This is a genomic window from Nocardia sp. NPDC051756, assembly GCF_040681495.1.
Classification (GTDB): Bacteria; Actinomycetota; Actinomycetes; order Mycobacteriales; family Mycobacteriaceae; genus Nocardia.
Genome location: NZ_JBFAYV010000012.1, coordinates 1 through 25,006, shown reverse-complemented (window position 1 = coordinate 25,006; position 25,006 = coordinate 1). Strand labels below are relative to the sequence as shown.

At 66.2% G+C, this 25,006-nt stretch carries 31 protein-coding genes; 15 read left to right on the top strand and 16 right to left on the bottom strand.

Annotated elements, in window-relative coordinates; all coding sequences use genetic code 11:
- Positions 1-21 precede the first annotated feature (21 nt).
- Positions 22-927 carry an ABC transporter substrate-binding protein gene (locus AB0M22_RS38795; RefSeq protein ID WP_364737576.1) on the bottom strand — a complete coding sequence of 302 codons (906 nt, stop codon included), beginning with the start codon at positions 925-927 and terminating at the stop codon, positions 22-24.
- A gap of 140 nt (positions 928-1,067) precedes the next feature.
- On the bottom strand, positions 1,068-2,147 hold the full coding sequence (locus tag AB0M22_RS38790; protein ID WP_364737574.1) for an isocitrate/isopropylmalate family dehydrogenase: 1,080 nt from the start codon (positions 2,145-2,147) through the stop codon (positions 1,068-1,070).
- A 275-nt stretch (positions 2,148-2,422) separates the two neighbouring features.
- Between AB0M22_RS38790 and trxA the strand changes: the two genes are divergently transcribed.
- Complete coding sequence (trxA, locus tag AB0M22_RS38785; RefSeq protein WP_150407571.1) at positions 2,423-2,797, top strand: thioredoxin; 375 nt, start codon at positions 2,423-2,425, stop codon at positions 2,795-2,797.
- Between the two features lie 60 nt (positions 2,798-2,857).
- On the opposite strand, the gene AB0M22_RS38780 is transcribed toward trxA, so the two are convergent.
- The 5 genes from AB0M22_RS38780 to AB0M22_RS38760 all read right to left on the bottom strand — a co-directional run bounded on the left by AB0M22_RS38780 (position 2,858) and on the right by AB0M22_RS38760 (position 5,987).
- Positions 2,858-3,292 carry a 2-keto-3-deoxygluconate kinase gene (locus tag AB0M22_RS38780; protein WP_364737571.1) on the bottom strand — a complete coding sequence of 145 codons (435 nt, stop codon included), beginning with the start codon at positions 3,290-3,292 and terminating at the stop codon, positions 2,858-2,860.
- Between the two features lie 487 nt (positions 3,293-3,779).
- Positions 3,780-4,274, bottom strand: coding sequence for a carbonic anhydrase (locus tag AB0M22_RS38775; RefSeq protein WP_150407569.1), 495 nt, complete (start codon positions 4,272-4,274; stop codon positions 3,780-3,782).
- A gap of 241 nt (positions 4,275-4,515) precedes the next feature.
- Complete coding sequence (locus AB0M22_RS38770) at positions 4,516-4,824, bottom strand: hypothetical protein (RefSeq protein WP_364737568.1); 309 nt, start codon at positions 4,822-4,824, stop codon at positions 4,516-4,518.
- A 26-nt stretch (positions 4,825-4,850) separates the two neighbouring features.
- Positions 4,851-5,159: a hypothetical protein gene (locus tag AB0M22_RS38765; RefSeq protein ID WP_364737566.1), complete on the bottom strand. Its 309-nt coding sequence runs from the start codon at positions 5,157-5,159 to the stop codon at positions 4,851-4,853.
- A gap of 210 nt (positions 5,160-5,369) precedes the next feature.
- On the bottom strand, positions 5,370-5,987 hold the full coding sequence (locus AB0M22_RS38760) for a TetR/AcrR family transcriptional regulator (RefSeq protein WP_364737564.1): 618 nt from the start codon (positions 5,985-5,987) through the stop codon (positions 5,370-5,372).
- A 119-nt stretch (positions 5,988-6,106) separates the two neighbouring features.
- Here AB0M22_RS38760 and AB0M22_RS38755 point away from each other — a divergent pair, with 119 nt between their 5' ends.
- Entirely contained in the window at positions 6,107-6,502 is a 396-nt protein-coding gene (locus tag AB0M22_RS38755) for an SgcJ/EcaC family oxidoreductase (RefSeq protein WP_364737562.1), read from the top strand.
- A gap of 38 nt (positions 6,503-6,540) precedes the next feature.
- Here the strand turns inward: AB0M22_RS38755 and AB0M22_RS38750 are convergent, their stop codons facing one another.
- A complete protein-coding gene (locus AB0M22_RS38750) occupies positions 6,541-7,266 on the bottom strand; it encodes a PP2C family serine/threonine-protein phosphatase (protein ID WP_364737560.1) in 726 nt (241 codons plus the stop codon).
- A 322-nt stretch (positions 7,267-7,588) separates the two neighbouring features.
- Between AB0M22_RS38750 and AB0M22_RS38745 the strand changes: the two genes are divergently transcribed.
- Positions 7,589-8,053 (top strand): hypothetical protein, encoded by a 465-nt coding sequence (locus tag AB0M22_RS38745; RefSeq protein ID WP_364737558.1) that lies wholly within the window; start codon positions 7,589-7,591, stop codon positions 8,051-8,053.
- A 49-nt stretch (positions 8,054-8,102) separates the two neighbouring features.
- Here AB0M22_RS38745 and AB0M22_RS38740 read toward each other — a convergent pair whose 3' ends face one another.
- Positions 8,103-8,816: a TetR/AcrR family transcriptional regulator C-terminal domain-containing protein gene (locus tag AB0M22_RS38740; protein ID WP_364737556.1), complete on the bottom strand. Its 714-nt coding sequence runs from the start codon at positions 8,814-8,816 to the stop codon at positions 8,103-8,105.
- Between the two features lie 78 nt (positions 8,817-8,894).
- Between AB0M22_RS38740 and AB0M22_RS38735 the strand changes: the two genes are divergently transcribed.
- Together AB0M22_RS38735 and AB0M22_RS38730 are read left to right on the top strand one after the other, a co-directional pair.
- The gene (locus AB0M22_RS38735) at positions 8,895-10,043 is read left to right on the top strand and encodes an NAD(P)/FAD-dependent oxidoreductase (protein WP_364737554.1); all 1,149 of its coding nucleotides are present in this window, start codon (positions 8,895-8,897) and stop codon (positions 10,041-10,043) included.
- On the top strand, positions 10,036-11,604 hold the full coding sequence (locus AB0M22_RS38730) for an FAD-dependent monooxygenase (protein WP_364737552.1): 1,569 nt from the start codon (positions 10,036-10,038) through the stop codon (positions 11,602-11,604). The genes AB0M22_RS38735 and AB0M22_RS38730 overlap by 8 nt, the downstream gene beginning before the upstream one ends.
- Here AB0M22_RS38730 and AB0M22_RS38725 read toward each other — a convergent pair.
- Positions 11,601-12,377, bottom strand: coding sequence for a helix-turn-helix transcriptional regulator (locus AB0M22_RS38725; RefSeq protein ID WP_364737550.1), 777 nt, complete (start codon positions 12,375-12,377; stop codon positions 11,601-11,603). The two genes, AB0M22_RS38730 and AB0M22_RS38725, sit on opposite strands and share 4 nt — an antisense overlap.
- 54 nt (positions 12,378-12,431) lie before the next feature.
- On the opposite strand from AB0M22_RS38725, the gene AB0M22_RS38720 reads away from it, so the two are divergent.
- From AB0M22_RS38720 to AB0M22_RS38705, 4 genes are all read left to right on the top strand, one after another.
- Positions 12,432-13,424 carry a zinc-binding dehydrogenase gene (locus AB0M22_RS38720; RefSeq protein WP_364737548.1) on the top strand — a complete coding sequence of 331 codons (993 nt, stop codon included), beginning with the start codon at positions 12,432-12,434 and terminating at the stop codon, positions 13,422-13,424.
- An 81-nt stretch (positions 13,425-13,505) separates the two neighbouring features.
- A complete protein-coding gene (locus AB0M22_RS38715; RefSeq protein ID WP_364737546.1) occupies positions 13,506-14,000 on the top strand; it encodes a hypothetical protein in 495 nt (164 codons plus the stop codon).
- A 75-nt stretch (positions 14,001-14,075) separates the two neighbouring features.
- On the top strand, positions 14,076-14,882 hold the full coding sequence (locus AB0M22_RS38710; RefSeq protein WP_364737544.1) for an alpha/beta fold hydrolase: 807 nt from the start codon (positions 14,076-14,078) through the stop codon (positions 14,880-14,882).
- Between the two features lie 48 nt (positions 14,883-14,930).
- On the top strand, positions 14,931-16,082 hold the full coding sequence (locus tag AB0M22_RS38705) for a LysR substrate-binding domain-containing protein (RefSeq protein WP_364737542.1): 1,152 nt from the start codon (positions 14,931-14,933) through the stop codon (positions 16,080-16,082).
- A 60-nt stretch (positions 16,083-16,142) separates the two neighbouring features.
- On the opposite strand, the gene AB0M22_RS38700 is transcribed toward AB0M22_RS38705, so the two are convergent.
- Positions 16,143-16,898, bottom strand: a complete 756-nt coding sequence (locus tag AB0M22_RS38700) for a glucose 1-dehydrogenase (RefSeq protein ID WP_364737540.1) — start codon at positions 16,896-16,898, stop codon at positions 16,143-16,145.
- The gene (locus AB0M22_RS38695) at positions 16,895-17,677 is read right to left on the bottom strand and encodes an SDR family oxidoreductase (RefSeq protein WP_364737538.1); all 783 of its coding nucleotides are present in this window, start codon (positions 17,675-17,677) and stop codon (positions 16,895-16,897) included. The genes AB0M22_RS38700 and AB0M22_RS38695 overlap by 4 nt, the downstream gene beginning before the upstream one ends.
- 101 nt (positions 17,678-17,778) lie before the next feature.
- Between AB0M22_RS38695 and AB0M22_RS38690 the strand changes: the two genes are divergently transcribed.
- Positions 17,779-18,609, top strand: a complete 831-nt coding sequence (locus AB0M22_RS38690; RefSeq protein WP_364737536.1) for a helix-turn-helix transcriptional regulator — start codon at positions 17,779-17,781, stop codon at positions 18,607-18,609.
- A gap of 76 nt (positions 18,610-18,685) precedes the next feature.
- On the top strand, positions 18,686-19,186 hold the full coding sequence (locus AB0M22_RS38685; protein WP_364737535.1) for a hypothetical protein: 501 nt from the start codon (positions 18,686-18,688) through the stop codon (positions 19,184-19,186).
- Here AB0M22_RS38685 and AB0M22_RS38680 read toward each other — a convergent pair.
- Complete coding sequence (locus tag AB0M22_RS38680; RefSeq protein ID WP_364737533.1) at positions 19,183-19,530, bottom strand: helix-turn-helix domain-containing protein; 348 nt, start codon at positions 19,528-19,530, stop codon at positions 19,183-19,185. The genes AB0M22_RS38685 and AB0M22_RS38680 overlap by 4 nt on opposite strands.
- Positions 19,531-19,683: 153 nt before the next feature.
- On the opposite strand from AB0M22_RS38680, the gene AB0M22_RS38675 reads away from it, so the two are divergent.
- Both AB0M22_RS38675 and AB0M22_RS38670 read left to right on the top strand, forming a co-directional pair.
- On the top strand, positions 19,684-20,412 hold the full coding sequence (locus tag AB0M22_RS38675; protein WP_364737531.1) for an alpha/beta fold hydrolase: 729 nt from the start codon (positions 19,684-19,686) through the stop codon (positions 20,410-20,412).
- Positions 20,413-20,717: 305 nt separating this feature from the next.
- On the top strand, positions 20,718-21,224 hold the full coding sequence (locus AB0M22_RS38670) for a barstar family protein (RefSeq protein WP_364737529.1): 507 nt from the start codon (positions 20,718-20,720) through the stop codon (positions 21,222-21,224).
- 52 nt (positions 21,225-21,276) lie between these two features.
- Here the strand turns inward: AB0M22_RS38670 and AB0M22_RS38665 are convergent, their stop codons facing one another.
- Together AB0M22_RS38665 and AB0M22_RS38660 are read right to left on the bottom strand one after the other, a co-directional pair.
- A complete protein-coding gene (locus tag AB0M22_RS38665; RefSeq protein ID WP_364737527.1) occupies positions 21,277-21,564 on the bottom strand; it encodes a hypothetical protein in 288 nt (95 codons plus the stop codon).
- Positions 21,565-21,826: 262 nt separating this feature from the next.
- Positions 21,827-22,297 (bottom strand): nitroreductase family deazaflavin-dependent oxidoreductase, encoded by a 471-nt coding sequence (locus AB0M22_RS38660; protein WP_364737525.1) that lies wholly within the window; start codon positions 22,295-22,297, stop codon positions 21,827-21,829.
- Between the two features lie 300 nt (positions 22,298-22,597).
- On the opposite strand from AB0M22_RS38660, the gene AB0M22_RS38655 reads away from it, so the two are divergent.
- On the top strand, positions 22,598-22,951 hold the full coding sequence (locus tag AB0M22_RS38655) for a hypothetical protein (protein WP_364737524.1): 354 nt from the start codon (positions 22,598-22,600) through the stop codon (positions 22,949-22,951).
- An 87-nt stretch (positions 22,952-23,038) separates the two neighbouring features.
- Here the strand turns inward: AB0M22_RS38655 and AB0M22_RS38650 are convergent, their stop codons facing one another.
- Entirely contained in the window at positions 23,039-23,686 is a 648-nt protein-coding gene (locus AB0M22_RS38650; protein ID WP_364737521.1) for a hypothetical protein, read from the bottom strand.
- A gap of 369 nt (positions 23,687-24,055) precedes the next feature.
- Here AB0M22_RS38650 and AB0M22_RS38645 point away from each other — a divergent pair, with 369 nt between their 5' ends.
- Complete coding sequence (locus AB0M22_RS38645; RefSeq protein WP_364737519.1) at positions 24,056-24,445, top strand: hypothetical protein; 390 nt, start codon at positions 24,056-24,058, stop codon at positions 24,443-24,445.
- Positions 24,446-25,006 lie beyond the last annotated feature (561 nt).

Below are 25,006 nucleotides of genomic sequence, written 5' to 3'. Positions count from 1 at the left end.
GGTTTCGTTCGAGGTCATCGATCAGCTCGTTGCGCCGTTGACGACCGACTTGGTGAGTGCGCCTTCCTCGACGCCCCAGTTCTTCGCGATCTCCAGGTACTTGCCGTTGTCGATCAGGCTCTGCACGGCCTTCTGCAGCACGCCGGCCAGCGGCGAACCCTTCGGCGTGGCCCAGCCGTAGAGGGCAGCACCGTATGCGGCGCCGGACTTCTCGATCTTGCCGTCGCTCTTCTGGATCGCGTACACGGTCACCGGCAGGTCGGCGGCCATGCCGTCGACCTGGCCGAGCACCAGCGCGTTGGTCGCGGCGCTCTGCTCCTCGAACGACTTGATGTCGATGGCGGGCTTGCCCTCGGCGACGCACTTCTTGCTCTTGTCGGGCAGCTCGTCGGTGTCCTGGATGGTGGTGGCCTGCACCGCCACCCGCTTACCGCAGGCATTGTCCGGGTCGATCGGCTTGCCCTTTTGCTGCGCCCACTGGGTACGCACGTTGAAGTAGGTCGCGAAATCGACCTGCTCTTCGCGCTCCTTGGTGTCGGTGATCGAGGACATGCCCACGTCGTAGGTGCCCGCCTGGATCGTCGGGATGATCTTCTCGAAGGCGGACTCGAGGTACTCGGCCTTCACCCCCAGAGTGGCGGCGACGGCATCCATCAAGTCGACGTCATAGCCGACGATCTTGCCGCTCGGGTCCTTGTACTCGTTGGGCTGGTACGGAACGTTGACGCCGACAACGAGCTTGCCGGACTGCTTGATCTTGTCGGGGAGCTGCGCGGCGATGGAATCGACCTTCTCGATTCCCCCCACCTTCTGCACCGCTGGTCCGGAGTCTTCGGAATTACTACAGCCCGCCAGGGCGAGTGCGCCTACGGCGAGTACGCACACCGCCTGCAGGGCGCGCCTGCCAAGAACCGATCGAACAGACACAGCAGCCCTCCACATTTCGGATTCAAGAAACCCGGGTGTCACCACCCGTTGGCAATCTAAGCGACCGAGACGCTTCGTGCTGGACAGTAACGGAACTTTCATCCGTTCCTTGCTGAACACTCCGGGCTAGCACACTCTGACTACCGGCGGTGGACCCTAGCACAAACTTGTTCGGTGAACTCGCTGGTCGACGCCAGTCCGCCCAGGTCCGCGGTGGCGATGCCCGCTTCGAACGTGGCCGCAACGGCTCGTTCGACCCGCTCGGCGGCGTGCAGCAGTGTGCTTTTGCTATCGCGAGTCCCCAACCAACGCAACAGCATTGCCGCGGACAGTTGCAGCGCCGCGGGGTTCGCGCGGTTATGCCCCGCGATCGTGGGCGCCGCGCCGTGCACGGCCTGTGCCATGGCGTGGGTGGCCGAGCAGTTGAGCGAGGCGGCCAGGCCGAGCGAGCCGCTCAGCTCGCCGGCGAGGTCGGAGAGGATGTCGCCGAAGAGGTTCTCGGTCACCAGGACGTCGTAGTCGGCGGCGTCGCGGACCAGATGGGCGGCGGTCGCGTCGACGTGTTCGTCGGTGACTTCGACGCCCGGATAGGCGTGGGCAATTTCATAGCAGACGTCGCGGAACAGGCCCATGGTCATCGGCAGCACGTTGGCCTTGTGCACGATGGTCAGCCGTTTGCGGCGGGCCGCGGCGAGCCGGAACGCTTCATGGGCGATTCGCTCGCAGGCCTGCCTGGTCACGACGCCGACCATCATCGCAACGTCCTCGGTCGGGCGGAACTCCCCCGATCCGGCGAACATATTGCGGTCGGCATAGAAGCCTTCGCTGTTCTCCCGGACGATGACCAGATCGATTTTCGGCGAGGTCGCCCGGATCCCGGCGAACGCGCGAGCCGGGCGGATGTTGGCGTAGAGCCCGAATCGCTTGCGAATGGCACCGCCCGGCGCGACCGATGTGCGGTGTTCGGCCGGGTAGGAGGCGTTGTCGTGCGGGCCGAGGATCCAGGCGTCCACCCCGTCGAGCGCGGTCAGGGTCTGTTCCGGCAGCGGGTCGCCGTGTTCCTCGATGGCGCGATGCCCCATGAGCAGCGGCACCCATTCGATCGGCGCGGCGCCGGCCGCCGCTACCGCCTCGTCGACGACCTGCCGGGTGGCGCGGACCACTTCCGGTCCGATGCCGTCGCCGTCGATGAGGCCGAGCCGCAATGCCGGTTCGGTCACGACTTCGGCCCTGTCGTCATGGGTCGCACGCCACACTCGTTCACTGCCTCATCTTCGCGCCGCGAGCATCGGGTCGGCGAACCGACCCACCGTGCGTTCGCGGACCGCTATTTCCTGGAGATCCGATCGCGGGGTGTCAGGCGGCGCTTGCCGGGGAAGAACCCTAGTAAGGACGGTCGGCGATCGCGGGTGAGTAATGTCCGTGCGCCGTCGGCCGTGGAAGATATAGACAACTGCCGGCGTTGTAGCTGGCACACCGTATACGAGAGGACGTCATGGCCACCCAGACGCTGACCCAGCAGAATTTTGACGAGGTAGTCACCGGAAACGACGTGGTACTCGTCGATTTCTGGGCTGAGTGGTGCGGCCCGTGCAAGAGCTTCGCGCCGACCTTCGAGGCCTCGTCGGAGAAGCACTCCGATGTGGTGCACGGCAAGGTCGATACCGAGTCCGAGCAGGGACTGGCGGCCGCCGCCAACATCCGCTCCATCCCGACCATCATGGCCTTCCGCGAGGGCGTGCTGGTGTTCGCGCAGCCCGGCGCCCTGCCGCCCGCCGCGCTGGAGGACCTGGTCACCCAGGTGAAGGAGCTGGACATGGACGAGGTGCGCAAGCAGCTCGCCGAGCAGCAGGCCGGCGCCGAGCAGTAACCACGCCGAACCGAAAGGGCCGTTACGCTCAACCGAGCGGAACGGCCCTTTTGCTGTCGGTCAGCTACCGAGCTTGTTGACTCCGGCAATCATCGCGCGAACCGTCGATTCGGAGCTGTCGTCGGCCAGTGCCGCGCCCCAGCCGCGCCTGCCGTTGCATTCGCACTGCACGAAGGTCGCGGTGCCTTCGTCGGTGCGACGCTGGTGGAACTGCAGGATTTCGACGTGGTAGCCCTCTTCGTAGAGGGCCGAGGTCATCGCCGCGACCAGGCTGCCGGACGCGACGACCGTGCGCAGGTGGTCGGCGAATTCCAGTGTCACCGCGAAATCGGCGCTGCGGCTACCCGCCGGCGACCAGTCGCCGAGCCGAATCGGCCCGGTGTGCTCGCAGTAGCGGTCGTGGAATTGCGCCGGGGTGAGTTCGGCGCTTTCGTGTCGCAGGCCCTTGGGGGCGGCGGCATGGAAGGCATGGGTATCGAGAGTGAGGATTGTCATTTGAAAGTAGGTCTTCCCGAGGAATGTCGTGGCTCAGTTGACAGAGGGGACCAGCACTAACAAGTCGTTCAGCCCGCAGCGAGGGGGCCGGTCCGAATCAGACCCCGCTACGGCGGGTTACTACGAGGAGAAGTCGCCGCTGCGCCACCATCGCGGTAAGCGGAATTAGCGCGGCGCTGTCGCGGTCTGCGACATTGAGCGCTGCGCTGAGGCGGGCGGCGGGAATCGACACGCGCTTGAGGATAGGGACATCCGGGCGCAATAGCAACCATATTCGGTGCCCGATTTGTCTACCGGCCGGTAGCGTTCGCGCAGCTCAGGGGGCTCTGGGCGGCGGTTCGGCCGATCACGGCGGGTGCCGCGCGGCACATGTTCAGCCGCGTGTCATGTAGTCGACATGTCGGAAGCGCGAGTCCGTGCGGCGTGTCGGGTGGTGAAACGACGAGATCCGGGCCCGCGGACCCGGATCTCGTGACGTGCGTGCGAATCAGTCGGCGAGCACCTCGTTCAGCTTGCCGGTGGCCACGTCGAAGATGAAGCCGCGGATGGAGTCCTTGTGCGGCACGAACGGGCTGGCGACGATGCGGGCAATCGATTGCCGCACATCGGTTTCCAGGTCGGAAAACGCCTCGGCCGCCCACTCCGGCTTGATCCCGACGTCCTGCTGGATCGAGGACTTGAAGTCGTCGTCGGTGAAAGTCAGCATGCCGCAGTCGGTGTGGTGGATCAGGATGATCTCGCGGGTGCCGAGCAGGCGCTGGCTGATCGCCAGCGACCGGATCTCGTCCGCGGTGATCACGCCGCCCGCGTTGCGGATGACGTGCGACTCCCCCTCGTTGATGCCAAGCGCGCCATAGACATTCAGTCTGGCGTCCATGCACGCGACCACCGCGACCTGCTTGGCCGGCGGCAAGGGCAGCGGCCCGGTGAAGGTGCTCGCGTAGGTAGCGTTGTTCTGCAGGTACTCGTCGGTCACAGTCATTGGGTGGTCCCCTGCGCTAGTCATGCGTGGCTGCTTATATGTGGCGTGGCCCACGATAGAAGCGCGCTCGGCATTGCGGACCGGTCCCGCTCACCGTGATTCGTTTACTGGCGTGGTGAGAGCGACACAAGCTCACCTCACATTGCCGACCGCCAGGCATCCCCTCAACTCCGGACATGGCGCCGCTGCGCGTCGAGCCGGCCATGGACAGACTCGACGCATGCTCAGCGGTCGATCCGGCTCAGCAAGCGACCGCCTGCCAGTTGTTGTCGATGTAGTTCGAGAACAAGGCGACCGTATCGCCCGGCACAATCCACCGGCAGGTGGTGTCTTTGTCGTAGACGTACAGGTGAACCTTGACATTGATAGCTTCGGAGCACACGTTCTTGACGTAGTACGCCCACAGGGATCCACCGTTGGACGGCCCCTCCACCGACACTCCGCAGCGACCCGGATCTGCTTGCGCGACTGTCGGCATTGCGACAACAAACATTCCGGCGATTGCGGTGACCGCTGCGGCGGAAGCGGCTATACGTTCGACGATTTTCATATCAGTTCCTTTGGGATGTAGTCGGTTCAGCAGCTGAGCGGTTGCCAGGTACGGTCACCCACCGGATCCCAGAAGGACGCGGTGTCGTGAGCGTTGACCCACTTACATGTCGCCCCATTGCCCGCCTGCGCGTCGCGCCCGATCGTGTACTGGTAGACCCGGAAATTGGCGCCCACCGAACAGTCGTTTCGCATGAGGTAGACAAAGCTGAAAACGCCGGTGCCGGTGTCACCACCGCTCGAGACCGAAACGCCGCAATGGCCGGGATCGGCGCTCACGGTCGCGCTCGGAAAGCCCAGCGCTATCGCCGATCCGGCAATTACGGTTGCCGCCATAGCCAAGCGTCTGACTTTTATATTCATATTCAACCCTCCCGATAGGCCGCGACCGCATCGAAATCCCCAGCTTGCTCCGCGGCAAATGCACTGCAACACAACGGATTTTATCCGCCGCTCGTTGCGGCAAAAGAGTAGATCGGGAACATGGCAGCCATCGTCCATTCGTTGGCAGCCTGGAGAACGCTCGCTGCCGAATCTGCGCTATTTCTAGCGAGGTTCGGGGTCGACGGCCAGGCCGGAGATGAGTTGTTCGATTACCGCGCGGAGGGCGAGGGTGTCGGCGGAGATGTCTGCGGAGTGGGCGAGGTATTGGGCGGCCTCATCGAGGGCGCCGACAATGAGCAGGGCCAAGGGGCGGACCGGCTGGCTGCGGATGCGGCCGGCGGCGATGCAACCGGACAGGGCGTTTTCGACCAGGCCGATGGTGTGGCGTAGTTCGATCTCGCGCCACAGGCGCCAGCCGAGGACCGCGGGGCCGTCGAGGAGGGCGATCCGTTGCACCTCCGGGGCGGTCGAGGCTTGCAGCCAGGCCAGGCAGCCGACGATCAGGCCGGCGACCGGGTCGGCGGCGCGGGCCTCGGCGACGGCGGTGCCGATCACTTCGACCAGGCCGCGTTCGAGGTCTTCGAAGACCGCTTCGAACAGGTCGCGCTTCTCGCCGAACTGGTGGTAGAGCGCGCCGCGGCTGACGCCGGCGGCCTCGGCGACGGCGACCGTGCTCACCGCGCCATATCCGTGCCGGCCGAACAGGTCTCGCGCCGCGCGGATGACCGCGCCGCGGGTGGAGGCCGAGCGTTCGGCTTGGGTTCGGCGGTCTGCGTTCATGGCGACGTCGAAGTCTAGGGCAGCACCGGATTTCGTCGTCGATCCGCTCACGTCGAGGGGCGACCGGTGTTACCTTACATACAGTCAACCTGTTTGTATCTTGCGAGGGACTTCTGCTCATGTCCGCAGCCATCAGAGATCTGTTCGAGCGCTATCACGCCTGCTGGGCCGATCGCGATCCCGACCGGATCGTCGAATTGCACACTCCCGACTCGATTTTCCATCTGCACTCCGGTAGCGAACCGGCGCGCGGGCGCGACGAGATCCGCGCCTCGGCGGCCCAAACCTTCACTCTGGTACCCGATCTCACGTTCCAGCAGGTCAATCTTCGGGTCGGCGAGGACTTCTGGGTGGTGCAGTGGAAGTTGACCGGGACTTCGGTCACGGGCGCAGCCGTCGACGTGGATCTCGCCGATCTGGTGCTGGTCGAGAACGGGGCGGTGCGCGAAAAGCATTCCTACGTAGACGGTGTGGCGATGCAGGCCGCCTTGTCCGCGCCCGCCGAAATCGCCTGAGCGAGCCGGGAAAACTGTTCAGCGGTAACCGATTTCGATCAGTCGACGCGGATCACGACGACCGAGGCGTTGTCGTTTCCGCCCGCCCGGTCGCAGGCCCGCAGCAGATCGGCGACGATCGCGTGCGGTGGCGTGTCACGACCGAGGAAGATCCGGAGGTCGTCGTAGCCGACCTGCTCGGACACGCCATCGCTGCACAGTAGGTACCGGTCGCCGGGGCGCAGCGTCACGCTCAGCACATCTGGTTCCGGTGCGCCGCCCCGTCCGACGTACCGGGTCAGGTGGTACCGCGCCGACGCGGCCTGCGGGGAATCGAACGGATACCAACCGTGTACGGCGCCGAGCCACGCCATGGTGTGATCCGTCGTCAGGAGTTCGAGCAGCCCGTCGCGCAACCGGTAGACGCGGGAGTCGCCGATCTGCACGATGCTGTAGCCCTGTTGCGTGGCCACCATGGCGGTCAGCGTGCAACCCGCCAAACTCCGCAACTCCTGGCCGATTCGGTTCACCCGGGCATCCGCGGCGGCCACCGCGGCACGAAACGTATCCGGCCCCGGCGTTGCCGCGCGCGTGACGTGATCGACGAACATATCGACGGCCGTCCGCCCCGCAGCCGTGCTACCCGGCCCATCCCCCATGCCATCCGCCACCACCGCCACCACCGCCAGCAGCGGTTGCGCGCGCAGGTAGGTGACATCGAAGTTCGCCGAATAGCGCTTGCCGATGTCGCTACCTAAGGCGACTTCGATCACGGGACTGCCCACCCACGAATTCTGACACGCCGAGGCGGCACCGTAGGTCGGCAATTCCCGCCGGCACGGATGGCCCGCATCCTATGCGGGTCTGGATAACGCAGCCTCGGGCGAGTTCGACGGCCGGCACCTCCGCGGGGTTGTCGACTTCGACGGCGTGCCGGTAGCTGTAGTCGTCCCGGTCGAATCGGACGGCTTTGCGATAGGTCATCAGCAAGGACCACGGGCGGATATAGGGAGACTTTCCTTGGGATTTGACGAAGTAGCTGTTGGGGCCCGCGCACCGATTTTCCAGGTAGTAGGACAGGTTTCGGCCGCTGCGGAGCATTTCCTGATGGAATCGCTCTTCGAAATCGCCTGCATCCGAGCAGCATCCGAGTACCGCGGCGCGGACCTACGCGCCCTGTTCGTGGAATACGGACTGCTGGAACAGGATTCACCGGCGACTGCCGAAGAGTGCCTGCGCCTGCTGCACGAAGTCTCCGGCTGGCTGCTCACCGACGCCGAAATCCGGATCGCCGAAGACTCCGCCGCCACCTCCATCCTCGCCCTCATCGACCCCCGCCGCGGCCACTTCGAGAACTGGCGCCGCGAATACGCCCCCGCCGAACACGCCTTCGCCCGCCGCGTCGAATACGGCACCCTCGCGCTCCTCGGCAAACTCCGCGCCGGCGCCAACTGGCACCGCATCGCCCGAGAATGGGCCTACGGCGACCGGCCCCGTACCGAACTCGGTGTGCTGGAACAGCATTGGCTCGCATCCTCGGCCGCGCCGCAGTCCCGCGAGAGCGCGGAATAGCATCGCGCACATCGGCCGAGCGATGTTGCCGACCGGCCGAACCTGCGGCTCAGGTGGTGGATGGCAGGTGGAGTGTGGTGATGCCGGCCAGGACGAGGTCGATGCCGGCCAGGAACTGATCGCGGTCGTCGTGGTCGCGGGCCTGTTCGGCGACCGCTCGGGTGAACGGATAGGTGTCGGGGTCTAAGTCTGCCCAGGCGTCCGATACGGCGGTGAGGAATTCGGTGCGGTCTACCTCGGCGCCGAGCACGCGGGCGTTCGCGGTGTACTGGCCTGCGGCGCCGAAGATGTAGTGCACCAACGCGGTTGTGGTGGTGAACCAACTGTCCTCGGGGACGCCGAGAGCGCGGACCTGGCGGCCGATGCTTTCGAGGATCTGCGGTGTCACCGGGCCCGCGGGGCTGCGGGACAGCTGCATGCCGAGTTGTGTTGCCAGCCAAGGGTGTTCGTCGATGGCGTCGAACAGGCCGAGGGCGACGGCGCGGATCGCGTCCTGCGGCGAGTCCGGCGACTCGGCGGGTTCGGTGGCCAGAGCGGCGGCGACGACGGCTTCGGTGGCGGCGGCGAGCAGCTCGCCCTTGTTCGCGACGTGCCAGTAGATCGCCCCGGGTCCGGTGGCGAGGCGTTCGGTCAGCGCGCGGAAGGTCAATCCACCCTCGCCGGCCGTGTCGAGCAGCTCGATGCCCACCTCGACGATCCGCTCCTTCGAGAGCGCGTCGGTGCGTCGTTCGGTGCGCTGTCTCTTGGTCGCCACGGGGTCCATCTTGACACGTCTGGAATGTTGTTCCAACATGGATCGCATGGAACGGCGTTCCATAGCGATCTTCGGAAAGGATCCACCATGACGACACCGGTCACGATCATCGGGGCGGGGCTCGGCGGACTCACGCTCGCCCGCGTCCTGCACGTCCACGGCATTGCGGCCACGGTCTACGAGGCCGAACCCTCCCCGGCCACGCGCGGGCAGGGCGGCATGCTCGACATCCACGACTACAACGGCCAGATCGCGGTCGAGGCGGCCGAGCTGACGAACGAGTTCCGCGGCATCATCCTGGAAGGTCGACAGGCGATCCGGATCCTCGACCAGAACGGGACGGTCCTGCTCGACAAGCCCGACGACGGCTCGGGCGGCCGTCCCGAGGTGCAGCGCGGCGAGCTACGCCAGATGCTGCTCGACTCGCTCCCCGCGGGCACCGTCCAGTGGGACCGCAAGGTCAGCGGTGCTCGCGCGCTCGAGGAGGGCAGCTACGAGGTGACCTTCGCCGACGGCAGCACCGTCGGCACGGGTCTGCTGGTCGGCGCGGACGGTGCGTGGTCCCGAGTCCGGCCGCTGCTCTCCCCCGCCGCACCCGAATACACCGGCACGTCCTTCGTCGAGACCTACCTGTTCGAGGCCGACACCCGCCACCCGGCCGCCGCGAAAGCCGTCGGCGGCGGCGGGATGTTCGCGCCCACGCCGGGCACGGAGATCCACGCGCACCGCGAAAAGGGCGACACCGTACACACTTACGCAGTGCTCGCCCGGTCGCTGGACTGGTTCGCCGCCGTCGATTTCGCCGATCCGGCCGCGGCCACCGCCCGGGTCGCGCGCGAATTCGACGGCTGGGCACCGGAACTCACCGCCCTGATCACCGATACCGACACCGCGCCGGTGCACCGCCCGCACTACGCGCTGCCGCTCGACCACCGCTGGGATCGACGGCCGGGTGTGACCCTGGTCGGCGACGCCGCCCACCTCGCCGCCCCCAACGGCGAAGGCGCCAACCTGGCCATGCTCGACGGCGCCGAACTCGGCAAAGCCCTTGCCGCACATCCCGATAGCGTCGAGACCGCGCTCGCCGAATACGAGCAGGCCATGTTCGCCCGCAGCACCGAGATCGCCACCGAGGCCGTCGAGTTCTTCGAGGGCCTGTTCGACAGCGACAACCCGGCCCAGCACATGAGCGACATCTTCAGCGGCGAGGCCGGGACGGCGAATTCGCATGCATGACGTGGTGATCGTGGGTGCCGGGCCGGTCGGTCTGCTGCTCGCCGGTGAGCTGGCCGTCGCGGGTTGTTCGGTCTTGGTGCTCGAGCGGGAGGCTGAGCCTCGGTCCCCGTTCAAGGCGAATCCGGTTGGCCTGCGCGGGTTGTCCGCTGCTTCGGTCGAGATGTTCTATCGCCGCGGGATGCTGCCCGCGTTGTCGAAGGCGTCGGGTGTCGATCCCGGCACCGACGAATCTTCGGCCCCGCGTGCCGTCGGTCATTTCGCCGGCATGATGCTCGATCCGGCCGACGTCGATGTCACCGCGCTGCCGTTCCGGCTGCCGAGCCCGGCGCTGCACGGCGTGCTGACGAGTCTCGAGGCGGTCGAGTCGGTGCTGTCCGAGCGGGCGGTGCGGCTCGGCGTCGAGATCGTCCGCGGCGCAGCGGTTTCCGCTATCGCGCAGGACGAGCAGAGCGTGGTCGTGCGGGCGGGCGCGGAGGAATACCCGGCACGCTGGGTCATCGGTTGCGACGGTGGGCGCAGCACCGTGCGCGGGCTCGCGGGTTTCGACTTCGTCGGCACCGAACCGCAGCTCACCGGCTACGTCGCACTCGCGACCATCGCCGATCCGGAGAAGCTGAACCCCGGCTTCAATCCGACGCCGACCGGCATGTATCTCCGGACTCCGGCCAAGGACTACATCGGCATGATGGACTTCGACGGCGGCGCGTTCGATCGCGCGCGGCAGCCGACGCTCGACCATCTCCAGACCGTGCTGCGCCGGATATCCGGCACCGATGTCACGCTGACCGACGTCCACCTCACTTCGACGTTCACCGATCGGGCGATGCAGGCGACGACCTATCGGCAGGGGCGGGTGCTGCTCGCGGGCGATGCCGCGCACATCCACTCTCCGCTGGGCGCACAGGGACTCAACCTCGGCCTCGGCGACGCCATGAACCTGGGGTGGAAGTTGGCGGCGACCGTGCACGGGTCCGCGCCGGACGGGTTGCTCGACACCTACACCCGTGAGCGTCATCCGATCGGCGCCTGGGCGCTCGACTGGTCGCGTGCACAGGCGGCGGTCATGCGGCCGGATCCATATCGGCGCGCGGTGCAGCAGGTGGTTCGCGACCTGCTCGGGACCCGGGATGGAACAACGTATGTGTTCGAGAAGTTGTCGGGCTCGTCGATCCGTTACGACCTCGGTAGCGAGCATCCGCTGGTCGGCCGCAGTGCCCCGGAGTTTCGGCTCGAGGATGGCACCCGTCTCGGCGAACTGATGCACGACGGGCGCGGCGTCGTGCTCGATTTCACCGGCGACCGGTCGCTGCACGATTCAGTGATGCTCCGGGACAGGCGGATTCGATATGTGGCCGGACCGGCGCGAGACGATCTCGGCTCAGGTGCCGTGCTCGTCCGACCTGACGGCGTCGTCGCCTGGGTCGGTGATCGCGACCCTGACCGGGTGGAGTTCGAGCGTGCCACCGGCCAGTGGTTCGGCAGTCCGGCAAGCCGAAAGCCGCTGTACCCTTCTGGTTCCGTTGCCGCTGGACATTTTCTCTCCTCCGCCGGATTCCGCTAGGCACCCGCAGCACGGTAGCGACCAGGCGTAGTGCCGATGATGTTGGTGAACGCCGCGATGAAACCGCTCGGGTTCGCCCACCCGCACGCATGGGCGACCCGAGTCGTGTCATGGCCGTCGGCAAGCAGGATGAGTGCGTGATAGATGCGCAACTGGGTGCGCCACTCGTAGAAGGTCATACCGAGTTCGTTGCGCAGGAGCCGGCTGAGTGTGCGGCCACTGGCCCCGATCGCGTGCCCGAGTTCGGCCAATGATGTGTTGTCCGAGGGATTTTCGTACAGCAGCTGCGCGACGGCGCGCAACCGGTCGTCGTGCGGTTCCGGTAGTTGCAGCGGCTGCTCGTCCGCCTCGCGCAGTTCGTCGACCAGCACGCGTCGCAGTCGAGCGCGGGCGGCACGGTCGTCGTCGCGGTCGTCATTGCGCGGGCCGGTGAGATTCAGCAGCAGTGCGCGGGCCAGATCGGACGCCAGGAACACCGCAGAACGATCCGGTACAGACCTGGCCAGCGAACCAGGAAGGAATTCGATCCGCATATCGGTGTCACCGTGCGCACGGTGATAGTGCGTGACCCCGGCCGGAGTCCACGCGACTCGATTCGCCGGCACGATCGACGTGCTGCGTTCGGTATGCACCGATATGACGCCACGGGCGGCGTAGACGAGATGTCCACGCGCATGGGAGTGCACCGAGCTGGTTCCGCCCGACGGCCACAGATGAGCACCGCCTGAAGGCCACAGCCGGGACAGCACTGGAGCTTGGCGGCCAACGGGCATAACTTGGCATCCTATCGGTGGCCCACCGCACCATCTGGTCGCGAGAGTGACTGCATGCGCGATAAGACGATGAAAGCCGCGGTATGTGTCGGCGCCGGCGGCCCGGAGGTACTGGAACTCCGCGAATTGCCGGTGCCGGAGGTTCGCGAGGGCTGGAGCTTGGTGCAGGTGAAAGGCACGGGCCTGAACCGTTCGGAGTTGCGGACCCGGCAGGGACATTCCCCGACCGTGCGGTTCCCGCGCGTGCTCGGGATCGAATGCGTGGGCATCGTGGCTGCCTCGACCGATTCTCGGCTGTCGGAAGGGACGACAGTCGCGGCGGTGATGGGCGAGATGGGCCGGGCATTCGACGGCGGTTACGCCGAGTATGCGTTGTTGCCGAATTCCTTACTGATGCCGATCAATTCGACCTTGCCCTGGGACGTACTGGCCGCCCTGCCCGAGACATATCTGACGGCGCATGGCGCGCTGGACGCGTTGGGCATCGCAAGAAATGGACGGCTGCTGATTCGCGGCGGGACCTCGTCGGTAGGACAGGCGGCCGCGTCGATCGCGTCCGCGCAGGGTGTCGAAACAGCCGCGACGACTCGTCGACCGGACCGGATAGCCGTACTGACCGGCGTCGACCACGCACTCGTCGACGACGGCACAACTCTGGCGGCGGGGCTCGGCGCGATTTGGCCCGAGGGCCCGGACTACGTCCTCGACCTGGTCGGAGCACAAACCGCGGTGAACTCCCTGCACCTGGTCCGTCCCGGCGGAACGGTCTGTATCGCCGGCTCGCTGAGCGGATGGTCGATCCAGGACTTCGAACCGATAGCGATGATCCCGTCCGCCACCAAGCTCACCGCATTCCACAGCAACAGCCTGACGGGCAACGCGACGGTATTGCAGCGAATCATCGACGAGGTCGAGGCGGGCAACTATCGGCCAACTATCGACCGCATCTTCGAATTGGACGATATCGTCGCGGCCCATCGATACATGGAGAACAATCAGGCCACCGGCAAGCTCGTCGTGACGCCTTCGGTACCTCGCACCAGTTGATGGCGTCCGATCAGCTCTGCTAGCTTGAAGCTTTGCTGGATAATAGCTGTATCTACACCGAATGCACCGAGGACGGGAGTCATGATGCGAGGCATTCTGAAGGTAGCGGCGATATCAATTCTGCCGATGGTCACCGTCGCGCTATCCGCCGGGCCCGCGTCCGCGGACCCGATGCATTTCGACGAGGCACACGCCGATGTCGGCCCGGGATGCGCGGGAACGGTCAATGCCGAGGTGTCGGCCAGCCAGGGACAGCAGGCCCGCGAGTTCGCGAGTTTCATCGACAGCTCGGCCAGGGTGACGGTGAATTTCAAGCCCGACGCCGCCAACAATCCGCTCGGCTCCTTGTCCGCCGCACCGGGCGGCGGAAACGACTGCCAGGTCTCCACGACGGTGACGATGCGCAATCTGGATTCCGGCGCCAGCATCACCGAGACCCGTACCACCGAGCACGACGGTCATTACGGCTGGAATGCCGCCTTCTTCACCCTGCCCGGTTCGGGCCGGGTCGCGGTCCAGGTGAGCACGAACCCCAGCCCGTCCGAACTCGTCATCGACGTGCCCGCGCCCTTCTAAACGTCCCGAACGGTGTCAGTCGCCGTGTCAGGTCAGCGTCAGGCCGGTATCAGCCGGGCCCGCGACAGTACTTCCATGACCAACACAGCGAACGCCTCGACCACCTCGACCTGGACCGGAATGGTGCCGGTCGACGACACCGCACTGTCGGTGACCGACACCCGCGGCCCCGGCCAGGCCGTCATCTACCTCAACGGCTCCTACGCCGACCAGCGCCCGTGGCGGCCGGTGATCGCCGAACTCGGCAGCGAATACCGCCACATCAGCTTCGACGAACGGGCTCGCGGCAAGTCGAAGCAGTCGGCGGACTACTCCTTCGAAGCCTGTCTGCGCGATATCGACGCGGTGCTCGCGGCGACCGGCGTGGACCGGCCGATCATCGTGGGCTGGTCCTACGGCGCGCTGCTCGCGGCGCACTGGGCCGAGCGCAACCCGGATCGCGTGCTGGGCGTGGTGTCGGTGGACGGCGCGCTGCCCTACGGCCTGACCGGCGAGGAAGGCCGCGAGCGAATCCGGAAGCTGTTCCACAAGATGCGTTTCCTGCTCCCGCTGGCTCGCCCGCTCGGCCTGGCCGCGCGCATGTCCGCCGAGCAGCACGCCGACATCAACATCGAGGCCAACGAGCTGCACGCCGCGCTCGCCCCGGTCCTCGACCACGTGACCTGCCCGATGCGCTACGTCCTGGCCACCGGATCCAACCTCGGCGGCGGCGAGGAGGAGATGGAAGCGGCGCGCGCCGCGCTCGACCCTGTGCTCGATCGCAACCCGAACATCCAGGTCAGCGCGAAGGTGCCGAGCAATCACTCGCACATTCTGCGCAAGGATTTCCGGGCCGTCGCCGATGCCATCCGGGCGACCGCGCTGGACCCGTCGAACCGATGACCGAGGCGTGGCGGCGGCGCGGTCATCCCGGCCCGTAGGGTCGAGCCAGTGGAATTGCGTCAACTCCGGTACTTCGTCACCGTCGCCGAGGAGCTGCACTTCGGGCGGGCCGCCGAGCGGCTGCACATTGTGCAATCGGCGGTCAGCCAGCAGGTTCGTCAGCTGGAACGGGAGCTGGGCGTCGAACTGTTCGACCGGTCGCCGCGCCGGGTCGTGCTGACCGACGCCGGCGCGCACTTCCTGCCCGGCGCGCGCGACGCGCTGGCCGCGGCCGCCCGCGCGAAGGCGTCGATCACCGGGTTCGTCGCGGGCGCGACGCTGCGCCTGGGCACCAGCACCGGGCTGGGCGATCATCTCGATCGCATCATGGAACGCCTGGCGCCGCAGGTACGGGTCGAGACGGTGTCCGCGTCCACCCGGATGCGCGTCGAACAGGTGCTGGACGGACGGCTCGACGCCGCGTTCCTCCGCGGCCGGATCGATCACCCCGCGCTGCGGCGCATCCCGGTGTGGGACGACCCGCTGCTGGTCGCGATCTCGGCCCGGCATCCGCTGGCCGGCGCCACGGAACTCGCGTTGGCCGATCTCGCGCCATATCCGTTGCGGCTCACCGAACGTCGCGCCAACGCACCGCTGGTCGACCTCGTCGTCGACGCCTGTCACGAGGCCGGATTCGAGCCGGTGCCGGGACCGGTCAGTTCGGCGCTGTCGGACACCCTGGCGATGATCGGCTCGGACACCAGCTGGACCGTCGTCTACGCCGCCCATGCCCGGCAACTCCGCAGCACCAGGGTGGTGTTCAGTTCGCTTGCCGCGCCGGAACTTTCGCTGGAAACCGCCCTCGTCGTGCGGGCCGCCGCCCGCCCTGGACATCCTGCTCGCCGCCTGCGAATTCGACGATCACGATCGGTGATCGCTGCGTGCGCGAACCGGCTCTTGGACAAGGCCTGGCTGTGCAGCAGATTTGTCGGTAGGCCCGCTCGACACGATGAGCGGGCACCGAGAAAGGGAATCGCAATGCCGAATGTCATTGTCCAGCAACTGCCCAAGACCGATGCGGCCAAGCGCGAGCTGGTTCGCCGGATCACCGACGCCTTCGTCGATGCGTACAAGTCGCCTGCCGAGTCGGTGCACGTCTGGATCGAGGAGTACCCGGCCGACGGGTACGCGGTCGGCGGAAAGTTCATTGCCGACAAGTAGTTTCGCGTCCGTCGGTGCGACCGGACCCCGCCGCCTGCTCGGCGGGGTCGGTCACCGGCCTCAGTGGGCGGTGAGTCCGCCGTCCACGACCAGTTCCGCGCCTGTCACGAAAGAGGATTCGGCGCTGGCGAGGAACAGCATGGCGGACGCGATCTCACTGGCGAGGCCGGCACGGCGCATGGGGGTGCGCACGATGTCGGGTTGCTCGTCGCCTTGTTCGTCGAGGATTTCTTGGATCATGGGCGTCGCGATGACGCCCGGGTGCACGGAATTGACCCGCACGCCGCGGGTCGCGTATTCGACCGCGGCGGTCTTGGTCAGCAGCCGGACCGCGCCCTTGGACGCGTGATAGGCAGCGGCGCCGCCACTTCCGATCAGGCCGAGTACCGAGGACGTGTTGACGATCGAGGCGGCGCCGGATGCGCGCAGCAGCGGCATGGCGGTTTTCATGCCGAGCCAGGTTCCGGTCTGGTTGACCGCGATCACGCGATCCCAGGAGTCCTGCTCGGCGTCCTCGATCCCCGTCCAGTCCACGATGCCTGCGACATTGATCAGAATGTCGAGACCGCCGAAGCGCCGGCGGGTCGACTCGATGACCCGCGTCCATTGTTCGGCCGAGGAAACGTCCAGCTCAGCGCTCATCACATCGGCATCGTCGGTCCGAAGTCGCGCGGCTAGCGCCTCGACCGCGGCGCTGTCGAGGTCGGTGACGACCAGTTGCGCGTCCTCACGGGCGAACAGTTCCGCGGTGGCGAGACCGATGCCGCCGGTCGCGCCGGTGATCAGCGCGACCTTGCCCGCGAGCCGTCCGGTCACTGAGCGGTCCATCCGCCGTCGACCGCCAACAGCGCACCGGTGATGAAGCTCGCCGCGTCGGAGCAGAGGAACGCGACGGTCTCGGCGATCTCCTCGGGCCTGCCGATCCGGCCGATCGGATGCGCCGACCCGAACGAGGCGAGCATCTCGCGTCCGTTGTCGACCACACCCTCCATGATGTCGGTGTCGATCACCCCGGGCAGCACGGCGTTGGAGCGAATCCCCTTGGGCCCGCCCTCAATTGCGAGCACCCGGGTGATCTGGGCCAGCGCGCCCTTCGAGGCGGCGTACGCGGTTTGGGTCGCGAAGGCGACGACCGAGGAGACCGACGCGATCGACACGATGGCTCCGCCACTGCCCTGCTCCATCACGCGAAATGCCTCGCGTGCCTGCACGAAATTGCCGCGCGCGTTGACTCGGAGGATCGAATCGAACTCCTCGACACTGGTTTCGGTGATCGGCTTGTTCAAGGTGCGGCCCGCGTTGTTGACCAGGATGTCGAGCCGCCCGAACCGCTCGACCGCCAATTCCATTGTGGCGCGGGCTAATTCCTCGTCGGAGACGTCGCCGACGAGGGCGGCCACGTGCTCCGGGTCGGGCTGGGCGAGCTGCTCGACCGCGTCGAGGCGGTCGGTGACGACCAGCCGCGCGCCCCGCGCACGCAACAGGGTGGCGGTGGCCTGGCCGATGCCGCGGGCCGCGCCGGTGACGACGGCGACCCGGCCGGTCAGATCCCAGCCGGCCGGGATGGGCATGGTTTCGCTTTGCTTGTTCTCCACGTCGCCCAGCGTGTCCGGACCGTGGTCGCGGTGGCAGGCAGCCGTTCTCGTGGGAGTAACGCACCCAGGGACGGCGTCGCGATCCGGCCTACGATGCGGACATGGCACCAACCGAGCTAGGCGACTACCTGCGCGCCCGCCGCGCACAGGTCCGGCCCGACGAGGTGAACCTCGCGACCACCGGACTCCGGCGGGTACCGGGCCTGCGCCGCGAAGAGGTCGCGCTGCTGGCCGGACTCAGCGTCGACTATTACGTCCGGCTCGAGCAAGGACGTGAACGCGGTCCATCAGCGCAGGTCGTCGACGCGTTGGCCGCCGCGCTTCGCCTGGACGAGGACGGCCGCGGGCACCTGTTCCGGCTGGCCGGACTCAGTCCGCGCGCCCTCGCGGCCGCCGTCCCGGTCCGCGTCGATCCGAGCCTGCTCCAGCTCATGGACGCGTGGCCCGACAACCCCGCCATCGTCTACAACCGCGCCTACGACGTCCTCGCCTCCAACGAGATCGCCGACGCGCTGTTCCACGACTGGACCCACTCCCGCAATCTGATGCATGTCGTCTTCACCGACCCCGCCGCGAAAACCTTCTACGTCGATTGGCAGATCGTCGCCCGCAATTCCGTCGCCGGCTTCCGCCTCGGCTACGGCGAGGCGCCCAACGATCCGCGAATCCAACAGGTGCTCACCGAATTGCTCGACCGGAGCCCCGAATTCGCCGAACTGTGGACCACCCACGATGCGCGCGGAAAAGCGTTGGAGAGCAAGCGTTTCGCCCACCACGCCGTCGGCCCGATCACCCTCACAATGCAGACTTTCGACGTTCGCTCCAGTCCGGGGCAAGCGTTGGTCGTCTATCACGCCGACCCCGGCTCCCCCAGCCTCGAAGCCTTGACGTTGCTCGGCTCGCTCGCCGCCACGGCACGCGAACGTTCCTGACCGGTTCGGTCGTTGGCGCGAGTAGAGACCAGACTTGGTTCGACGCGTAGTAATGGCGAAGGAGGGAGCCCGAACGATGGAGAAACCATACGACCGTGATCACGCTCCCGACGTACACCTGCTTGCCGCTTGGTTTGTGCTCGGCAGCCTCCCCGATGAACTGCCCTGGTGGGCGGCGCAATGGCTCGTCGAGGGCCACGATGGCCCGGCGCTGCGCGAGTTGGCCGGCCTGAACGAGCGCGACCCGCGCGCGGTCGGCGATCTCCTACCGGAGGCAATGGCCGAGATGGGTATCGCCTTGCCTGCCAACGACATCGACGCCACGAACGTACTCTTCTGCGACCTGGCCTGGCGATGTCTGTCCGGGCAACTCGATGAGCGGCAAGTCGGACAGAAAGTCACCGAAGTTCTCGCGGTAACCAACTATGACAGCGCTGCTACGCACCTCCCACTCGGCCAGTTGTATTGGATCGAAGACGAGTGGCAAGCCGGATGGGGCAGGCCGGCCGCCGAGCTGGAGGCCGAAGTGCGCAAACAGTGCACAGCCCAACTAGCGGCCACCAGCACGACCACCTAGCGCCCGTCGTATTCGGCGCGGGCGGCATCGATGCGCTCCAGATGCGCGATGCTCCACTCGAGCAAGGGGGCGGTGGCTTCGCGCAGCGTCACACCCATCGGGGTGAGTTCGTAGCTGACGTTCGGCGGCATGACGTTGTGGACGGTGCGGGTCAGGATTCCGTCGCGTTCCAGGCTGCGCAGGGTGACGGTGAGCATGCGCTGGCTGATTCCGTCGATGTCACGTTTGAGTTCGGTGAACCGGCGCGGGCCGTTGCGGAGATTGCGCACGACCAGCAGCGACCATTTGTCTCCGACGATGCCGAGCACCACCCGGGCGCGGCATGCGTTGTCCGGCTCGGTCATTGGTTACCTCCAAGGAACCCGAGCACCAAAAAGTGCCTTATTGCCCGGGACAAGTCCAGCGATCACCATTGGTCATGGTTCTCAAAGAGTACCGAGTTATGGATAGTGACCGTCAGCCTGCTGGCGTGCTCGGCAAAGGAGATCGTTCCAACCATGTCAACATTTCTGCTGGTACACGGCGCTTGGCACAGCGGACGCTGCTGGGAGCGGGTGGTTCCGCTGCTGGAGTCGGCCGGGCATCGAGTGCTCGCGCCGTCACTGACCGGCTACGGCGACAAGGCGCATCTGCTCGGCCCCGACGTCGGTCTGGACACGCACGTGGACGACATCGTCACGCTGATCGACGAGCAGGACCTCAGCGAGGTGATTCTGGTGGGTCACAGCTATGCGGGGTTGGTCATTTCATCTGTGGCGAACCAGATTCCGGACCGCATCGGACACCTGGTCTACCTCGACGCGATGGTCCTGGAAGACGGCGAAACCGCCGTCGACGTCCAACCCATCAGCCAAACCCTGATCGACCTCGCCACGAGTTCCGGCACCGGCTGGCGCATTCCCCCACTCCCCGAACACCCTTCCCCCTTCGGCCTGTTCGGCGTCACCGACCCCGCGGACACAGCCTGGCTGCGCACCATCCTCTCCGACCAACCCGTACGCTGCCTCCAGCAACCAGCCCACCTGAACAACCCTGCCGCACAACCCATCCCCCGCACCCACATCCACTGCGTCGGCGCCACCCCAGCAGGCATCACCCGCCGCCCCGTCCCCGCCACCCAACCCAACGGCTCCCCGGCCCAGATCCGAGAACTCCCCACCGGCCACGACTGCATGATCACCATGCCCGTCGAACTCAGCAAACTACTGCTCGAACTCAGTGAGTAGCGGCATGGTGCGCCCGCCGTCGGTCGGCACGGGTTGCGCTATTTCGCCGAATACCTCACCAACTACTCGAGCAGCCCATGACACGCCCATTTGTCTGCACCGACCGGCTGACATAGGCGGCCCGCCGATAATCAAGCGGTGTCCTACTTCGGAATCCAGCAATACCAACCACAATGGGCCACTGGGCTGGCCGGCGCGCGATCAAGATGCAAGGCGATTCCGCCACAGTCAAGGTCGCGATCAGCTTCGTTTTCGCCGAGGAGCGAGAGCAACCTCCCCCTTCGAACGAATGAGGTAGCCGACGAATGGACGACACATCAGGACTGCGGATCGCCGTCGTAGCATCTACTCTCCACGACTTCGGCCGTGCAGAAGGCCGGTTGGAAAGCTCCGGATATCGAGTCGTGCATGTCCGCGGCACACGGATGGCCAAGACGGCAGACCTGTTCGCCGAGTTCTCCGCGGCGTTCCAGTTCCCCTGGTACTTCGGGCAGAATTGGCATGCCTTCGATGAATGCATGACCGATCTCGATGAGTGGCTTCCCCCGGGCCCACGAGGGTATGCCGTAGCGGTGTGGCATGCCGACTCGGTCCTGATCAAAGACAAGTCAGCCCTGGAAACACTCATCAGGAGCCTGAACTCCATTCACCAGGAACTAGCTGAACCGTCAGGGTTGGTTTCAACGGGAACGGGGGTCACTCCGCCCGCATCGAGAGGCTTCCAGGTGCTGCTGCATTGCGAACCCGATGCGCGCGACAAATTGACCAAGAGATGGACCCGCGCCGGAAGCCGGCTCGACCCGCTGACCTAGTCGTTCGAAACGGTTACGCCGGCCCGCGAACGCGAGACTGTCTCGTTCAGGTTCAGGGGCCGCCCATGCTGCTGCCGATGTAATGGTGCGCCTGCGCAGGACGCAGGGTTATGCGTCGGTTGTATTCACGCAGATACGCCGCCTTCCAGCGCGGCCAGTCGAGATAGGCGTCGCCGGCGCTGCGGCGATATCGCCGATATTGCTGCTTCTTCGTCAACATCAGCGACTGCTGGGCTTCCCGTGCCGCCCGTCGCGCGCTCTCCAGACCGCGTCGCCGTTGCTCGGTCACGAGCGGGACGGGCGGATCGGTGAAGATGCTCCGCTCTCTTCGCCACCGCATGTAACCTCCTCGCGATCGAATTGCTGACCAGGTTGTCCAGCTACGCCTTTGACAGATCAAGAAGACCGCGTCACCGATATTTCAGCAACTGACGAGAGGCAGGCGAAGTCGTCCGTTACCCGTAATACACATCATCGAGACCCGCCCACCCCGGTCACGGGCGGTAGTCGAAATCTCGACGGCGAATTTGTCGATCAGCTCACACATTCACCGTTATCTGCCACTCGGGGGCCACGGAAAGCTTCCTCCCCTCGGGACGTCGTCACTGGTGGGCGGCCGAGCGAGGATCGGCCTCCGGGGTGAGCAAGACGATCGGGATCGTGCGGTCGGTCTTCTGTGTGTACTCGTCGTAGAGGGGGAAGATCTGTGCCATCTGAGGCCAGAGGGTCGCACGCTCGGCGGGGGACGCGACACGGGCGCGAGCGGTGAATCGGTGGGTGCCGGCCTGCACGCCGACGCTCGGATCGTCCAGGAGATTCTTGAACCATGCCGGGTTTTCGTCGGCGCCGGCATTGGAGGCGACGACGACGAGATCGTCGCCCGAGCGGCCGTAGATCAGGACGTTGCGGCGCGGCTGCCCGGTCTTGCGTCCGGTCGTGGCGAGGACGAGCATGTACACGCCGTCGTTCTCGTGCCCTTCGGTGCCGCCCGAGGCCATGTAGGTTCGGGTCTGCTCGGCGACCCAATCCCATTGCGAGTCGATTGCGCGGTCGAGGTCTTCGGCGACGGCCATGTCGGCGGTCCTTTCTAGTCGGTTGACGTGCGGAGTGTGACCGGCGGGTCCCTGGTGGTGTCAAGACCCGCGGCGTTCTCCTTCTTCGTCCCGCGGCCACGACGGCCGCTCTACCTCTAAGACGGAGCTGACAGGCCGTTCTCGACATCCTCGGCCACATATTCATCGAGAGCTTCGTGACCAGGCACTTCTCGCCGGAGGAGCGCCACTTCCGCAGGGCAGCGATCTGCTGATCGGGTCAGCGCCAACTCGCACTACCGGTCGGTCGGTTTGCGGATACTCATCCGCTAAGATTCGAACATGGGTTCGAGCGATGAGCCACAGTGTACCGAGGGCACCCAGCCGGAGTTGGCGTATCCGAACGCGATGGGCCACTACTACCGGACGGCGGTCGAGCAGCCGAAGCCGGTATGGGTTCGGTTGGACGCCATCGTGATTCGCGATCCAGGCACGCCGAAGCACATCAACGGATCAGGGGTGATCATGCGCGGCGAGCGCCCGGGTTTGCTCACACATTGGGTGCCGACCGTGGACGGCGATTGGCTGGGCAAGGTGACATTCACCGTGCAGTACGCCGATGGCCGGCCGGATCTCCGGGTCCCGGACCAACTGGTTCCCGCCTATGCCCTTCGCCCGCGAACCGAGCAGAGATAATTCGGTCCGCAGGCTCGGGGGCCAGCCACGTGGGCATCTCAGGTTTGCCCGCCGCGGTCAACGGTGTTCCGCCCCTACACCTTCGCCCTAATGTCGCGGCCGGAAAACACTGCCGTGCCCGTCACCGCCCGATGCCGTGGGCGGCCTGCGGGGGTGGCCGAGCAGGGACATCGGGCGATGCAGATCGATCATGCGGGTCGCAACGAGGGTGCGTTCGCGTTGGAGGATTTGGCCTACGTCCTGTACTCCGACCGACACCGTGGCGGCGCACTCACCCCCGCCCAATGCGACGAGCGCGCCGCTGCGCACCGTGGCTGTCAGTGGATGCAGCAGGAGCGCAATGACTACGTCCAGCACGATTTCCGTGACCGGGACCGCGTCGACGATGATCTCGAGCCGCGGCCGGTAGCGGTGGGTGATCTCGTGTGTGACGAGCTCGACCAGCTCTTCCCCGTATGGGTCGGTGCGGATCGCGGCCTCACGCAGGCGGCTGTATCGATCCCACCCAGCGAGCGCGACATCACCGAGGTCGATGTCGAGCAGCCCGGCGATCGCCGCGGCGATCTTCTCCAGCACGTTCGCGCGCAACTGCTCGGTCACGGCCGCCACACCGCGCAACGCGAGGACGCCGACCTCTCTCGCGCGGAGCACCTCTACCAGCTCACCCACGCCGACCGAAGGTGCGGCACCCTGGAACAACACCACTCGTGCAGAGATCGATTCCGGATACGTCATGCGGGAAACTCCTTGATACTCAGCCGTGGTTCATCGACCGTGATCCGGACACGGACCTCCGGAACTCGGGGCATGTCATGGATGCGGATCGACGGGGCCGGATCCGCGACGACGTGGACGCGGACCTGTTGTGGACGCGGGTCAAGGTCCGGGGCCGGATCGGGCGGGTGGATGCGCCCGCGCCTACCGGCAAGTACCCCCACACCGGCTGCGGCCAGGAGTCCGATGACAACGAGTCCGAGACTCACAGCCGGCCCGGAATTGTCTCTGACGGGCTGCGCAATCGGAGGCTCTGTTTCCGTAGCCGGCGTCTCCACGTCATCGATCACCGAGACGTCGGGCCTTGTTCCGGTGATGGGGTCGGGTTTGATGACCACCTTCGCCGGCACCACCGTGACCGAGACCGAGAGCTTACTCAGTTGCCTGTACGGGGATGCGCACGAGGCCGATATCGAACGCGGACCGAGTTCGGCCTGGGCGGGCACGCCGACAGTGGCCTCGAAGGAACCATCACGATTGACGATCGCGCGCAGCGGCGGCGACCAGCCCGGATCGATATTCACCGGCGAGCACGACCAGTTTTGCCCCTCGACGACGATTCGGCTGCCACGTTCGGCTGTGCTCGGTGCGGTGAGCTCGGCGTCCTCGGTGCCAGACGAAGTGCCTAAAGGCACGGGGAGCGGTGTCGTCTTCGAGACCCCGGCGGAGGACGAAGGGACCGGACTCGCAGTGGTCGTTGTCGTCCCCGAACTGGGTTGAGCCCTCGCGAAGCCAATGGGCACCACTCCGAGTAACCCAACCAGGAGAATCGCGCCGAGCAGCCCGCGAGCCTTACCCGGCCGGCCCGGGACACCGCGGCCGATTCCGGGACAAGGTGTCGTGGAAAGCCGCACGCATGCGGACCGACCTGGTCCGGCGCTCACCGCGTGCCGGCCGGCGATGGACGGGTGGCCGGCAAGCCGAGCGGAAACCCGGGGCAGTACGCCACCGGCCGCTCAGGGTTCTGTGTGGTGGCAGAGGGAAGGTTCAGCGGCATGCTGTCTCCTTGAAGGACATCGGGAGACTCCCCGATGTCTATGAGTCTTCGCCGTTACGACCGCGTGCACGCGAGTAGTGCTGTACCCCATTGACCATCGCCCCCGGCAGCACCGAAGTACTTACCTGATCAGCATCGCCGCAGATCCTCGCGGTGTCTGTCCGTCGAACACCCGACAACAGACTCCGTTAAACGCAAGAAGACCCCCAACAATGTTGGGGGTCTTCTGCAATGATGTTCCGGCGGTGTCCTACTCTCCCACACCCTGTCGAGTGCAGTACCAT